Raw genomic sequence first — 14,269 nt, forward strand, 5'->3', positions numbered from 1 at the left:
CTCCGGTCAGTCGTCACTAATGGGGATTTGGGTTTCGACATCACGCAATGAGGTCATCGGCTCGCGGTGCAGCAGCTGCTGCGGCCATCGCGAACCGGATCCCAAATCCTGCAGCCGGATGAAGTACATCTCGATCAACTTGCGGAGATCCGTCTCTAGGAGATGTTCCTCCTCCCGGATGCCCAGCATTTCGTGTAGTGCCTTCGCTTCGTCATCGACTGTCGTCACTGTGGTCCGATGATGCTCGCGTATCAGGTCGACCGTGGTAAGACGCTGCTTGGCCGATCGCGGCTCGTGGAAGAACAGGCGCCTTGCCTCGATAGCCGCCGCACTTGTGAGCTCAAGGACCCGGCGGCTGGATCGGGTCACCGGGATTGGCTCTACAAGGCGGTCGCCATGCTCGATAAATGGCCGGAAGTGGCTGTAAACACTCGCATCCCGTTCGCGGCCGATCTTGTGCACGACATAGACAAGGCCCGGGTGTGTGCGGCCAACACGTGCTGTTGTCTGAATGAACTCAGCCGTCGTGAGAGGCACACCGAGCACAGTCATGACGTTGAGCCTGTCGATGTCAACACCGTGGGAGAACATCGAGGACGCGGCCACGACATGAATCCGGTCGCCGAACTCCGTCGGCGGCTTGTCGAGGTGCTCGATCGCGTCGCGGATCTCCTGAAAAGGTGTTTGCCCGAGAAGAGAGACGGCGTTTAGGGGTTCAACTGGAACTTGGGTGTTCATCGACCTTCGGGCGGCCTCGACATCCTTAACGGTATTTCCGTAGATGACGTTTGTACCGTACAGGCCGATCAGCTCGACGGCATGTGACGGATCGATATCTGCCCGGGCACAAACGCCGGCCGGGTCGCTGAGCAGTTCCCGGATCGTCTGCTGCAGCACGGTAATTGTCCGGTCGGATACCCATTCCAGCGTCACGCCCCGCGGCCAAACCGCGACATAGCGGCGCAGCAGCGCTGGCGTACGCGCACTCCAGAAGCTTTCACCGGCACGTGGTCCCTGAACAGGGAAGACGCGACCGATGCGTCCATAAAGGACCCGGGTCTGCCGGTCGTAGCCGGTCAGCGTCGCCGAGGAAGCGATGATCTTTGCCGGTGCGATATTGGTGTTCTTGCGCTGCAGGTCATCAAGCATTGCCTCGTAGTGCGAGTCGACGGCTCCCAGCGAGTCGCGGAGCAGATGGAGCTCATCCTGCAGACGGTACGACGGGGCGAAGATCGCTTTGTCGGCGGCGGGAATCGGTTCGCTGATCTCTTTGCAGCCGGGGACGAGGCAACCGGTTGGCCTAGTTGTGCGCTTAGCGTAGGTGAAGCCGTGACCTGCGGTTCTGCAGCGTCCCGCTGGTGCGTGCACGAATCCGCGCATCGCGGCCTGCATCGAGATCAGCGCCGCTTTGTCCAGGGTGCCGATGACAACGCTGGGGAGGAAGCGGTAGATCTCCGCGTCCACGATGTAAATGGGCAGTGCTTCGCCGGTCAGTGGGCAGTCTGTGGCTCCGCAGATGTGTTCAAGCTTCCATAGCCTGCGGTTAAACCGCATCGTGATGTTTTCCGAGCCGCAGAATGGGCAGCGCATGAGCACTTGGTATTTGGTTGGCATCGTGTCGTCTTCGACATCGATGTCGTTGTGGGGGGTCTTTTCCGGTGGAATCTCATTGGGTGTGCTGGTGGCTCCCACGTAATAGCCCATTGCGATGGGGTCGCCGCCGACTTTGTGACGTCGGCGGACTAGCTCGGCGGCGGCAAGCGCGTCGGCGAACCTCTGGGTTTGCTGAAGCGACAGCAGACGCAGGGGGAATCTGGACCAGGCGGTGATGCCTGCGTGCTTTCCGCGTAGGCGATCGTAGAAGACGGCAAGCACAAGCAGGCCAAGGTAGGTCTCGGTCTTCCCACCACCGGTGGCGAACCAGACGATCTCGACGGTGTCCCAGTCCCGATGTCCGTCGACCATGCTGGGTAGCACTCCGAGAAGGAAGCCCACCTGGAAGGGCCGCCAGTGGCTGTAGTTGCGTCGTTGCGCCGACATGCCGATCGCCTGATTCATTAGCCGGTACGCGTGGAGCAGCCGAGGGTTGTCTTCAAGCGCCTTGAGCCCGCGGCCGAGCCGGTCCAGCTCCTCGAGGTATGCCTCCCGGCCTTGCCTGGCCTCTTCGACCATTTCCCGGCTCCACGATTCCAGGCTGGCGCGCTCGGCGAGTGTTTCCTCGGCCCAGGCCTGTTCGCCCCAAACGGCATAGGCGTCGACCAGCGCCCGCAGCCGCGGCAATGGGTCGCTGGTGAGCCCAGCGAAGGAGAGGTCAATGTTCTCCGGTGCGGTGCCGTCGAAGGCGAAGACCGGCCGTGGTGTGTCGACAACGATGGTGTCCCTCGTTACTAGGCCAGAGCCGGGTACTAGTTCCACCCCGCAGTTGATGCCTAGAGCCAGCATTTCCCTGCGGTAGCGGAAGCTATCAGGCAATGACTCGAGCAGAAACGGTGTTGTTTCCAGACCAACCACTGTCAGCTGCACCTCAAACAGGTACCGTTCTCCTTTCGGTATCTTGCCTGCATCGGTCGTGTTTACCAGCGCCACCACAAGCTCTGGGGCACCCCGCCACGACTCGTCGGTCACGGCGATATGGGCTGTTGCCGACGTTATTCCAGCTTGCCGGAGCGCCGCGGTTATCTCTGTGTGGCCGAAATCAGCGGAGCCGCCTGCCTCGGGGGTGTTGATGGCCACGGTCACCGCAGCGAGTTCGCTCTTTTCCCATCGCTCTTCGACGCCGTCTTTTTTGGATGCCGCAGCGGCCTGGTTCCAGCCACAAGCGCGGATTTTCACACCGAATCGCCAGGGTCCGGGCGCGGCTGGGCGAAGCCGCATGCCAACTGAGCATGGGTCCATACGGCGTTCGCGTTTGGTGTCGGTCATGGCGTCGGCCTCCGGGGCGAGCCGGCCCAGCCAAAACACACCTGACGGATCAACAGCGAGGGTGGTTTCGTGCGTGCCGGTTCCGGCACTCGTTACCCGCTCGTCGAGAAAGGCGACGAACCGTTCTTTGTAGTCGATGGTCATCAAGAAACTCCGGCAGTCGCGGTCACGGATTCGGGCAGGGGCACGGTGTTGCGGGCTGTCCCGAGTTGGGCTCGTTGATACGGCACGCCGGGCCGCGGTAGTCCGTAACCCAGGCTCTGGGCTATACCCAGCACGCGTTTGTCGCTGGCAAGAATGCCGAGGACTTTGCCCTCGATCTGGCGGACGCGTTCGCGTGTCACGTTGTGTACCTGGCCAATCTCATCGAGGGTATGAGCCTCACCGTCCAGGAAGCCGAACCGCATCGCGATGACATGCAATGAGCGCTCATCCAGACGTTCGCGAAGCGCATCGCTGAGATCGTCCATTAATGACTGTTCTACGACCTGTGCTTCGGGCCCAGGCCCGCGTTCGACAAGTAGGTAGTCGGCTAGGCTTGACTCGCCTGCCTCTCCAATGGGGGTATCCAGCCGGACCAGCGGTGCGGATGTATCAAGTAGCCCCTGGATGTGCCCGGTGTCCATCAACAGCGCGGCACCGATCTCGGCCAGGGCCGGGGCCCGGCCATTGCGGCGTTCGAAGTCGCGAATATGTATGTGGATCTGCCGCACCTTCTCCCACACATGAACCGGCAGGCGGATCGAGTGGCCGATGTTTGCGATCGCCCGGTCGATGCTTTGACGGATCCACCACGTGGCATAGGTGGAAAACTTGTAGCCTAAGGCCGGATCGAACTTCTCGGCCGCGCGGTTGAGCCCGGTGAAGCCCTCCTGCACGAGGTCCTCAAAGTCCAGCTCCCCGGCGAAATGCAGGTGTCGGCGTGCGATGTTGATGACAAGCCGCACGTTGAACCTAATGAGCTCGTTTCGCGCATCGTCGCCATCGCTGGCAAGCCGCACCAGATTCTCATCGGGGACTGAAAGTTCACTAAGCCGCTCACGCGCCCGCAGTCCCAGCTGGATCCGTCGGCCGAAACCGACCTCCTCATCGGCGGTCAGGATGCGGTGATCACGCATCGCCTGGGGCAGCTGGGAATTCAGACTCCGCAGCGCGGCTGGCTCTAGCGTGTCGTTTCCTGAGTCCCGATCAGGTGTTTCCACCTCAATACCGGCCTCAGCGAGGCCAAGGAACACCGCGCTGGTCTCACCGGCGTCAAGCTCGCGCCGTGACGTGACCGCCACGACTTGAGCCCAGGTCAGTTCACCCAGGCGCTCGGCGTCTTCGGACAGTACCTCGACGCATCGCGCTACCAGGTCAGCTCGCATTGCCAAACCTCAATCACCGTTCAAATAGGTGTTTCGACACCAAAGAACACTCTCTCGTGGAGAGTCGGTTTCCGAGTTTCCCGGTCTCAAATTGTTATGCGCAATAGCGATTCACAATTGTCACGCAAAGAGAGAACGGAGTGTGTCGCCCTGGTTGACCCCGTCTTGGTGACAACAATATTCATTTGATCCGATTGCTTGACTGTCCACTGTGGAGCATGATAACTTCTCAGCCGCAGGCAGCAAATATCGAACCCCCTGATCATGGTCGAGCATGTTTTTCCCGCTCCTTTGGGGTTTTCAGACTGTCGCACTCATCCGCTACGCTCCCGCCAAGACAGCATCAGCGACCCCCGCCAACGTGGCGGAGATCGCCAGAAGCGGCCGGCGTGGAACCTCAGCCTGATGGGAGCGAGAATGCAAACTGACGCCATTGACGTCACCCCGGACCCCCGAATTCTGACCGTTCTCGGGGATATTGAATTCAGCCCGTGGCAATGTCTGGCCGAGCTAATTGACAATTCATTCGACGATTTTCTCGGATCGGGAATTGTCGGCGAAAGGCCGAGCGTCACTGTTTCGCTGCCCAGCAAAAACAGCGATCACCGCAGTGCGGAAGTGTGGGTGTCAGACAACGGCCGGGGCATGGATCTGTCCATTTTGAACAACGCCATCCGTGCGGGCTGGACCTCGAATGCAGCCCACGGCTCACTCGGCGTTTTTGGTATGGGGTTCAACATCGCCACCGCTCGGCTGGGCCAGCGGACGCAGGTCCGAACGACTCGCACAGGAGATCCTTATTGGACTGTCGTCACCCTTGACCTTCCCGCACTAGCAGCGGGTGGTAAATACGACGTTCCGGTTTCGTACGAGCCCAAGGACGACCCCGCACAGCATGGCACCACTGTGATCATTAGCTCCTTAAAGCGCGAACGCCACGAGGCGCTGTCGCAAAACCACCAGCAGATCCGTAACAAACTTGGCGATGTGTACAGCTATTTGCTGCGCGAACATGACTTTGACATCACGGTCAGCGGGAAGTCCGTCGTGCCGAGGCGCCCTTGTGTGTGGGGCGAGCACCGTTCTGTCATGCGGGATGGTGTGGAGATCAAGGCGATCCAGCCGATCGATGTCCGCCTCGATCTCATGAAGGCCTGCCTCGTGTGCGGGAAGTGGCAATCGCGTGATCACGAGAAGTGTGTCTTCTGCCCTAGCGGTGGACTACTTGAGCTGAGAGAGCAGCGAATCTGGGGCTGGATTGGGGTCCAGCGATACCTGCACACTAGCGACTTCGGCATCGATTTCCTTCGCAACGGCCGCAAGATACTCATGCGCGATCAGCGAATCTTCGACTGGATCGACCCGAGCGGCAACGAGGACCCCGAGAAGGAATATCCCGTCGATAACCCGCGCAACGAAGGCCGGATCGTCGGCGAGATTCACTGTGACCACGTCGGCGTCAACTACCAGAAGAACGCGTTCGAATACGACACTGTCGAATGGCGCAAAGTCGTTCGCACCATCCGCGGCGAGGCACCATTGCGCCCCAAGATCGCGGAAAGGCGCGGGTTCGGCGAGAACAAGAGTCCGCTAGCCAAGCTTTACGCCGGCTTTCGCACAGATAAGCCCGGACTCAAATACCTGCTGCCGGGCGATGGCAAGACCGCGCTACGTGATCGCGTAACCGAATGGGTCGAAAAGTTCCGAAAGGGGGATCCGGACTATCAGAGCGATGAGGTCTGGTACCAGGCGGCGAAGCAGCATGATGCGGGCACGCCCGTTCCGTCTGCCAGGCCTGAGACCGACGTCCTTGACGAGATGGGTTTAACAGATCCCGGCGCGAATGGCGCGTCATCCTCGTCGGGCACTTGGAAACCAACAGGGGCAACAACCAGTGGCACACCCGCCACATCGGCCTCAGGCAGCGCGGCCAGTCCAGGGCCACAGCCATTGACCCTTGAGCAACGTTTGGGGGTCTACCGCGAGAACTCAACCGTCATGCCGGGAATCGGTGGCCGTTTCGATGCCGAAGACCTCGGAAAGGTCGATGCCACGGTCTACATTGTCCGCGCCGATCAGCTCGAAGACCCGGTAGGGCGATTGGTTCCGGCCTTCGCACATATGACGAGAGCACCTCGGCTCGAGGTCTTCCTGGCAGGCATCCATAAAATGCTGACCGACTATGGCCTAGATCTGGCGGAATTCGTCCAAGTGATCGTGGCCGAGTACGTCATCACGCGCGCCTCCGGCGCCAAGCAGCCAATGTCCGTAGTTCTCGACCGTATCAAGGCACGAGCGTCTCGAGACCGCCGGATTACAACCGGTGCACTTTCCGAGCGGTCACGTCAGCTCCTCAGCCGCATACGCGATGAGATGCTCCGCGAGATCAAGGGATCGCCCACCGGCTATTGGAATTTGCTTTCTCCCAGCGATCAAGACGAGGCGCAGCGGCGCTTCGCCGTTGGCCAAGCCTCTGGCATCAGTTGGGACGACGTAATCCAGACCGGAGACTTCGTCCGCCACATCCCGGCCGCGGCCCTTGTCCGGCTCATCGAACGGCGGCCCGATGTCTTCCTCGACGGCCGCGTCTTCTCCCGCGAGCACACCGCGCTAACCGACGACACAGCGCGCGCCCTGGCGGTCTCGCGCATTACAAGCCTTGTCTCGGAACTCGCTCTGATGGCCGATCACACCCCGAAGCTTCACGTCGACGAACTTCTGCGTGTGCGGCTCAGTTGCGACCTGGTTGAGCGCGAACTCGCTGAGGCGGAATGATGTTGCCCGAAACGGTCTTTATGGACCTGCCTCACCTGCGCGACTTGGGGCCACGGCAATTTCCGAGACAAGTCGAGCGGTTGCTGTGGCACCTCGGATTCACCGACGTCGCCACGATCGACGGCGCCGGTGATGGAGGTGGGGACATCATCGGCCGTCACAACGGCAAAGACTGGGTGCTGCAATGCAAATGGAAACTTCGGGGCGCGATTGGCGCCGATGCTGTCGACGAGGTCGCCCGCGCACGTGAGCTCTATCGAGCCAATGAGGCGGCGGTCGTCACAACTAGCCAGCCTGGTCCGGCGGCTAGGAAACGCGCGGGCGAGCTGTCCGCACTAGCACCGCCCATCAAATTCTGGACCGGGGACGTCCTGCGCCGCGCCTACGATCGCGCTGCGGACCGCCTCCCTAGCCGCGACCTGCGCGACTACCAGCGGACAGCCGTCAGAGCCCTCCAATCAAGCCTCAGCAAGGACGGCAGGGCTCTGCTTGTCTTGGCCACCGGAATGGGAAAGACCGTCGTCGGTGGCAACGTTATCGATCAGCACCTCAAGAGGTACCCAGTAGACGACATCCTCGTGATCGCGCACACCAAGGATCTCGTCGCCCAACTTGAGCGAGCACTTTGGCCGCACCTTCCAAAAGCGATTCGGACCCGCCTGGTTACAGGAGACGAAAGGCCAGACGATCTAAGTGGGGTTACGTGCGCAACCGTTGCCTCCGCGCTTAGTGCGGCCAAGGCGGGCTATCGGCCCAAACTGATCATGGTGGACGAGGCCCACCACATCGCCGAGGACGGACAGTTCGCCGAGCTGCTTTCGATACTCTCTGCGGCTGCGCAGTTCGGTGTTACAGCCACACCATGGCGCGGCGACGGCTACGACCTCACGCGGCACTTCGGTGAGGCCAGCTATACCCTCGGCATAGAGGATGGCATGCGCCGCGGCTACCTCGCTCAGGTCGACTACCGGTTGTTCGTCGATGACATTGACTGGGACATGGTCCGCAGCGCCAGCCAATATAGTTACAGCCTCAGCGAACTCAACGCTCGCCTGTTCCTTCCCCAGCGCGACGACGCCATCCGTGACGAGCTAACCGTGGCGTGGTCAAACGTCACCCGGCCACGCGGCATAATCTTCTGCCGGACAATCGAGCACGCAGAACGAATGTCGTCTCTCCTAAATGGAGCTTCACCCTGGGGAAGCGTCCGCGCGATTCATGCCGGGCTGACCGCACGCCAGCGCCAGACCAGGCTCCTGGAATTTCGTTCAGGCAGCGTCCCATTGCTAACGGCTGTCGACATTCTAAATGAAGGTGTCGATATTCCCGATGTGAACATCCTGTGCTTCGCCAGGGTAACCCACAGTCGCCGGATCTTTGTTCAGCAGCTCGGCCGAGGCCTTCGGCTACGCGACGGCAAGACATCGGTGGTTGTATTAGACTTCGTCAGCGACCTGCGTCGAATTGCCGCGACCCTCAAGCTCCGCCGGGACCTTGAAGCCGACTCTGTTGAAGTATTGCCCTTGCACGCAAAGTCATCGATAACATTCTCTGACCAGCGCGTTGAATCGCTTATGGACGAGTGGATACTGGACGCGGCAAGTCTTGAGACCGCCTACGACGAACACAGGCTCCAGTTCCCCGAAGTTACAGCCATCCAGAAAGGCTAAGCGATGCAACAGGTTCCCCTCAGTGTGCGAGATGAGGTCGTCAAGCTCCTGTACGCCGACGCCGACAGGCTCGAATGGGAGCGCCTTCCAGATCACCGCAAAGCCGAGCAATACCAACGGTGGGCCGACGACACAAACATTGGCCGACGCCTCGGTGACTACACCTCGGACGTTCATGGCTGGATCAAGGAAATACCGCTCAAGGAGTACAGCCGCGCCTTGGAGGGCCTCGGCCGGTTCGCCAAGTTCACGGCCCGCGGATACACGCCCGCCGAAGAATTCCTACCCAGGCTCCTGGGCGGCTCCTGGTCGATTGTCGCTGGAAGTGTTGGTGACCGGCCCACCCACTGCATGGCTACCAATGGAAGTGGCCTTCGATACGTCTGCTGGGGAAAGCCGAAGTTCTTCAAGGATCTACTTTGGGCGGCTCTCAATGAGGGCCTCGACAACCGCACAACACCATTAATCATCGTGTGCCTCCGCTCGGACGCGGACATCGAGCCAGCGATGCGCCGTCGCCATGAGATCTTCGGCACTCGTTGCGGCATAGGCGTTACCCATCTGATCAGGCCGATTAGCCAAATACGCTGAGCGCACGCTCAAAGCCGTCCAAGCCGACGAGAGAACTCACCGGGCATTCACATCCGACACAAGACGATTTAGTCTCCTATGATTTGGGCACCCAATGGCCGGACGGCGCGTCCCACACAGCCTCCGCGAAAAGCCGATTCAAGTCAGGCTCAGCCCCGGCATCCGTCGCGTCGCAGGGCACCCAGCCCCTGCCCGGCTCCAAGCACACGTACCAGCCCAGCCGTTCGCAATCCTCTTCGCCAGGCCAGCGGCCCGTCCAGACATCTCGTTCATGCGGCACGGACGAGGCGGCAGTATGAGCGCAGGTAACCCACTGCAGGCCGGTTGCCCGACAGCGCGCCACATCACAGACGCGATCATGTACCTCGCCCGCGGCCGCCCCACAACCGTGGCATCTCGGCAGGATCTCGCTCATGTTCACTCCACAACGTCACGGTAAGTGGATTAGCCGATGCCAACACTAGTCAGCTCCTGTTGAACCGCCACATGCCCCTACTGCCAGGTGCTCGTTCCAGCTCGCGCATAGCTTCAAAATCGCGCAAATACGCCTCCATAAAAGTCCTTAGGGCGACTGCGTTATCCCCTTTGTGTACTTCGGCTAAGACTCCTGGCGGGACCATGCGCACCCGGCTTACGCGGCTTGGAATAAGACAAACCACTGTCCCAGGTCTAGATTCCAAACTAATACGCGCACTTACAGCAGTCGCTGCAGCCACTTAAGTCGGGTTTCCGAGAGGTTCACTGTCCAATGGGCGTTCTGAGCTGGTCGGTGGGCTCAACCAATCCTGCCTCCAGCGTGGGCGTTCCCTGGCCGATCTGTTCCGCGATCATGGTCAGCGCATAGTTGTCAGCAATCCCTGCCGCGATCTTGTTGATGGTGTTGAACGTGGCCGGGGCGACGATGAGCGCATCCGGGCGGCCGACCGCCCGCGAGGAGCCGTTCGGGCGAGTGGTGTAGTCCCAGCGCACGGGCGCGCCGGTCAGTTGTTCGATCATGGGCTCGTCGATGAAGGCTTGAGCGTTGGGTGTGGCCAGGACACTGGTGTTCCAGCCATGACGGACTGCGACGGCGACGAGCCGACCGATATCGCTAGCAGGTCCGGCACCGGTGACAACAATGCTCATGGTCTTGCTGCCGGTCACCGGGGTACTCCAGCGTGATGGCTGGCGGCCAGGACCCGGTCGTGCATGGCGCCGCGGGTGCATGACTGCAGGTGGGTGAAGACCCTGCGGGCGCTGCGGTTCCGCAGCTCCTGCGGCGCTATGGTGCGTGCGGTGTCCAGGGCTGCCAGGGCTTGGTCGTATCGTCCGAGATGAGCGTTAGCGCTGGCCACGTCGATGTGCAGGCAGGCGCCGCGTTCAGGCAGCCGGACCGCCCGCAGGTCAATCCGGTCGGCGATGGCCAGCGCTGTCGGGTGATCGCCTAGGCGCAGCGCGATGTTGACCTCGTGCAGGAGCACGTTGGTCCGGTCGAATGCAGTCCACTGCGCGTTGCCGTTGTCGTGGCTAAGCAGTGTCGCGGCCCGTGCCGCATCGCGCATCAGCTCATAGGCGGTGGCCCGGTCGCCGGCACTGGCTGCGGCGACAGCTGCCCTCAACAGCAGAGCGCCGTAGACCGACAGCCCGTCGTCGGTCATGAAAACGGATGCCTGCTCCAGCTGCTGTGCGGCTCGCTGGGCGACGACCACGGCGGCCTCATGGTGACCGCTGGCTGCAAACGCATGAGTGAGAATCCGGGCGCTGATGGCGGGCGTGAGGCTGTCACCCTGCTGTTGGGCCAGCAGCCCACTTCGCTCGGCCGCCAACAGGGCAAGCGCCGGATCGTTCAGCTTGATCAATACGCTGGCCAGCAGGTGGTAGAGATGCACGCCTGTGGCTTGCCAGTCTTGTGCCAACGCCTGGGAACCTTCGGTTTCCAGCTCGTGCCGCAGGGTTAAGAGCATTGGCAACCTGGCCAGCAGATCCTGATATTGGCTGGCTTGATAAGCCCGTTTCAGTTCGTAGGTTTCGTGCTGCAAGACCAACAGCGGCGACCGGCTGTCCCCAGCTCGTCGTTGAGCATGGTCATGCAGGAACCGCAGGACACCGACACAGGCTTGTCCACCGACAACCAGATTGGCAGCGTGCGTGATGAAACGCCTACGTTGCATATCGCCGCCTTCCCCGAAGCCATGGCCCCCAGTATGCGGCCGGAGCAGATCAGGTGCCCACAGCTGCAAATCCGACGCTGACGACACAAATGGCAGAGGTGCGGCAGATTCTGGCCGTCTAGGCCGGCGATCGATGTAGAAGCCGAGTTCCGCATCGCTGTGCGCCCCTAGGACAGCGCGGAACGCGGCGCGGTGGTGGATGTTGGGCCACCGATGCTCGCCTCGCTCCAGCTTGCCGATATGTTCCGCGTCTATCGCGCCCTGACGTCCGCTATTGGTCGCGATGTGCTTGTTCGCAAGGTCTGCCAGCTCCTGCCGCGACATGTCCCTGCCGGATCCGCTTGGCGATTTAATGCGCAAGCGAGCCGTACGCAGTAGATCGTTCGGCGTTGCCATCTGACCCCCTGCCGAAGGATTGCACCAGCGAACGTCGATGTTAGACGGCCATTTCGCATCATGGACGAATCTGCATGTTGCAGCAACCACATCCGGTGTCGCATCCCGATATTCGACGCTCTGAGGTGCAGTGCCGCGTTAGGACAATCGCCGTTACCGCGGCCTCGCCGCAAACAGAGGTACCGGATTCGGGCTGGCTGCTGTGCACGTCATCGATCGTCTGGGCGGGCGATTGCTTCTGATCGGCATGCCCGGCAGTGTTTGGCGTTTTCGGTGGGGTGCTCGCGGCAGCGGCCGGTCCTTTGTGGACTGTGGTGGGGGCGGATGGGTTTTGGGGGTGGCAGGTCATGGACCCGGGCGCGCAGGACGGCTTGCGGGCAGCGGATCCCTGCGATGTTCGCCGACAGGTGCTGGTGTAGCTGTTCGGGGCTCCAGCCGCTTCGCAGCGCCGCGGCGATGGCGGGGGTGAGCTGGGTGACGGTGTGTGCGCCGATGCGCCACGTGGGGCTGAGGGTTCTCAGGATGTGTTCGGCGGTGTGGGTGTGTGGGCTGGTGGTTTTTTCCTCCTCCGTAAAGATTCGGTGGGCGTGTGCGTCCGCCCGTGGGCTGTTTGGGCTGGTGGCGTAGTGGCGTGCGGGTGGGCGTGTGCGCCCGGCGGTGGCGTGGTGCCAAGGGGAGTGGGCGGCCGGGCGGGCGCAAGCGTCCTGCCGGTGGCCGGTCTGCTGGTGCCGGGCTGTGCCGCGGTTGGCGCGGTGGTTGCCGTTGTGGGGTTCTGGGGTGGGGCGGGTTTGTTCGACGGCGAGGTCCCACACGATGGGCCGCCGGTCCGGTGGTAGGTAGGCGACGGTGTTTTGGTCGCCGCGGCGAATGAGGCCGAGGTGTTGCAGGGTGGTCAGGTCGCGGCGGATGGTGCGGCTGGTTTTGCGGGTGTAGTGGGCCAGGCGGGCCTGTGATGGTGCGGCGTTTTGGCCGTTGGGGTCGGCGTGGCTGGCCAATGCCAGGAGGGTGGCCACGAGGGATGGTGGGACATTGGGGGCGTTGTTGAGGGTCCAGGTGATGGCTTGGATGCTCACGGCGGGGCCTTTCAGGCAGGCGAATTTTGTTGCCTGTGAATGGCCTGGTGTTGGGTGTGTTGGGTGCCGGGCGGCTGGCCAACACGACCCAACGCTCCATATACGTGCCGCGCCGGGCCGATGTGCGGGAAGCGGCGGACGGCGTGGGTGTGCTGTCGTCTGATGTGGACGCGGGTTTAGCTCCGTTGTGACACGGTGGACTGCGGGCGGGCCCAACACGGCCCAACACGGCCTGTATCTGTGCCCAACGTGTTCCGGGTGGGCCGCGGACCCGGGTGCGTGGGTCACGGTTGGCTTGGCCTGGCCCAACAGGTGTGTTGGGCCAGGCCACCGTGCTGTGGCCGGAGGTCGCGTGGGTTGGGTGGCGGCGAACCAATAGCAGGCGTCGCGTACCGCAATCAGGTGGTGCGCAGGATGTCGGGCTAGAGGGGGACGTTGTGTGGTCTGGGGTGTCGCCGCTGGACGCGGTGGGGCATGCGTTTGATGGGGTACGGGGTCCGTTGCCGTCCTGGCTGACGCCGGTAGTGGCGGCGTGCTGGCCCGATCTGCCTGGCGGCTGGACGTTGCAGCGGGTGCGGCGGATGCTGCTTGATCCGGCGACCTCATCGCAGGTCCGCGATGTGGTGTGGCGGGTGCTCGTCGAGCATGCCCGTAGCGGGGGAGCAGCGAAGGTGGTGGCCGCAGGGATGGCGTTGCCTGGGCTGCGGCGCCTGGCTGTGCGTCTGGGATGCGGCCGTGCTGGTGAACAGGCCGATGTGGACGGTGAAGTCCTGGCGGGCTTTCTGGCCCGGCTGCACGATGACCGGTTTGATCCTGCACGACGGCGGGTGTGTGGGCGGCTGATGGATGCCGCCTGGCGCTACGCCCACGCAGCCGTGCCGGCGTCGGCGGACTTCGTGCAGGTCCGGGTGTCACCTGGCGGGCCAGCCGAACCTGTGTGGCCGTGGGGACACCCGGATTGGGTTCTGGCACGTGCTGTCTTGGCGCGGGTGATCGATGCCCGTGAGGCGTATGTCATTGGGGCGACCCGCCTGGAACAGCTCCCGCTACCGCATGCGGCGGCGATGGCCGGGGTCCACCCGGACCTTGCCGTCCGGTGGCGGCGCCGCGCCGAACACCGGCTGCGTGACGCGATCACCAGCGGGGCCTTGCACCATGCGGCGCTGCCAGACGCGGCTGTGTTGGGTCGTGTTGGGTAGCTGTTGGGTGCGTTGGGCACCCAACACATGCCTTTCCTATAGGTGAGGGTTGCGGCGGCTGCGGAAGTTCCCCGCCGTGGCGCCGGAACCCTCACCCCAGCGCCGGGCTGTCCGGCAGCTCACATC

At 62.4% G+C, this 14,269-nt stretch carries 10 protein-coding genes; 5 read left to right on the forward strand and 5 right to left on the reverse strand.

The features are described from left to right. Positions 1-6: 6 nt before the first annotated feature. On the reverse strand, positions 7-3,066 hold the full coding sequence (locus A3E1_RS0103490; RefSeq protein ID WP_020519353.1) for a helicase C-terminal domain-containing protein: 3,060 nt from the start codon (positions 3,064-3,066) through the stop codon (positions 7-9). After that, positions 3,066-4,289 (reverse strand): sigma-70 family RNA polymerase sigma factor, encoded by a 1,224-nt coding sequence (locus A3E1_RS44370; RefSeq protein ID WP_020519354.1) that lies wholly within the window; start codon positions 4,287-4,289, stop codon positions 3,066-3,068. Before A3E1_RS44370 ends, A3E1_RS0103490 begins: the two co-directional genes overlap by 1 nt. 417 nt (positions 4,290-4,706) lie before the next feature. Here A3E1_RS44370 and A3E1_RS0103500 point away from each other — a divergent pair, with 417 nt between their 5' ends. Genes A3E1_RS0103500 through A3E1_RS38710 form a run of 3 tightly spaced genes read left to right on the forward strand, consistent with a single transcriptional unit; the run spans position 4,707 to position 9,325 of the window. After that, positions 4,707-7,064, forward strand: a complete 2,358-nt coding sequence (locus tag A3E1_RS0103500; protein WP_020519355.1) for an ATP-binding protein — start codon at positions 4,707-4,709, stop codon at positions 7,062-7,064. Next, entirely contained in the window at positions 7,064-8,734 is a 1,671-nt protein-coding gene (locus tag A3E1_RS0103505; RefSeq protein ID WP_020519356.1) for a DEAD/DEAH box helicase family protein, read from the forward strand. The genes A3E1_RS0103500 and A3E1_RS0103505 overlap by 1 nt, the downstream gene beginning before the upstream one ends. Before the next feature lie 3 nt (positions 8,735-8,737). Further along, the gene (locus A3E1_RS38710) at positions 8,738-9,325 is read left to right on the forward strand and encodes a hypothetical protein (protein WP_020519357.1); all 588 of its coding nucleotides are present in this window, start codon (positions 8,738-8,740) and stop codon (positions 9,323-9,325) included. A gap of 738 nt (positions 9,326-10,063) precedes the next feature. Here A3E1_RS38710 and A3E1_RS38715 read toward each other — a convergent pair. From A3E1_RS38715 to A3E1_RS44380, 3 genes are all read right to left on the reverse strand, one after another. After that, the gene (locus tag A3E1_RS38715) at positions 10,064-10,468 is read right to left on the reverse strand and encodes a flavoprotein (RefSeq protein ID WP_020519358.1); all 405 of its coding nucleotides are present in this window, start codon (positions 10,466-10,468) and stop codon (positions 10,064-10,066) included. Continuing rightward, entirely contained in the window at positions 10,465-11,475 is a 1,011-nt protein-coding gene (locus tag A3E1_RS44375) for a hypothetical protein (RefSeq protein WP_157631283.1), read from the reverse strand. Before A3E1_RS44375 ends, A3E1_RS38715 begins: the two co-directional genes overlap by 4 nt. Positions 11,476-12,080: 605 nt before the next feature. Then, entirely contained in the window at positions 12,081-12,944 is an 864-nt protein-coding gene (locus tag A3E1_RS44380) for a helix-turn-helix domain-containing protein (RefSeq protein ID WP_020519360.1), read from the reverse strand. A gap of 35 nt (positions 12,945-12,979) precedes the next feature. Between A3E1_RS44380 and A3E1_RS46880 the strand changes: the two genes are divergently transcribed. Both A3E1_RS46880 and A3E1_RS38730 read left to right on the forward strand, forming a co-directional pair. Beyond that, the gene (locus A3E1_RS46880) at positions 12,980-13,135 is read left to right on the forward strand and encodes a hypothetical protein (protein WP_020519361.1); all 156 of its coding nucleotides are present in this window, start codon (positions 12,980-12,982) and stop codon (positions 13,133-13,135) included. A 246-nt stretch (positions 13,136-13,381) separates the two neighbouring features. Then, positions 13,382-14,143 (forward strand): hypothetical protein, encoded by a 762-nt coding sequence (locus A3E1_RS38730; RefSeq protein WP_157631284.1) that lies wholly within the window; start codon positions 13,382-13,384, stop codon positions 14,141-14,143. Positions 14,144-14,269 lie beyond the last annotated feature (126 nt).

This window comes from Catelliglobosispora koreensis DSM 44566 (assembly GCF_000379685.1).
GTDB classification, from domain to species: domain Bacteria; phylum Actinomycetota; class Actinomycetes; order Mycobacteriales; family Micromonosporaceae; genus Catelliglobosispora; species Catelliglobosispora koreensis.

Coding starts and splice junctions, on each gene's coding strand:
- A3E1_RS0103490 (WP_020519353.1), bottom strand. CDS start 3,066: ATGACCATCGACTACAAAGAACGGTTCGTCGCCTTTCTCGACGAGCGG.
- A3E1_RS44370 (WP_020519354.1), bottom strand. CDS start 4,289: ATGCGAGCTGACCTGGTAGCGCGATGCGTCGAGGTACTGTCCGAAGAC.
- A3E1_RS0103500 (WP_020519355.1), top strand. CDS start 4,707: ATGCAAACTGACGCCATTGACGTCACCCCGGACCCCCGAATTCTGACC.
- A3E1_RS0103505 (WP_020519356.1), top strand. CDS start 7,064: ATGTTGCCCGAAACGGTCTTTATGGACCTGCCTCACCTGCGCGACTTG.
- A3E1_RS38710 (WP_020519357.1), top strand. CDS start 8,738: ATGCAACAGGTTCCCCTCAGTGTGCGAGATGAGGTCGTCAAGCTCCTG.
- A3E1_RS44375 (WP_157631283.1), bottom strand. CDS start 11,475: ATGCAACGTAGGCGTTTCATCACGCACGCTGCCAATCTGGTTGTCGGT.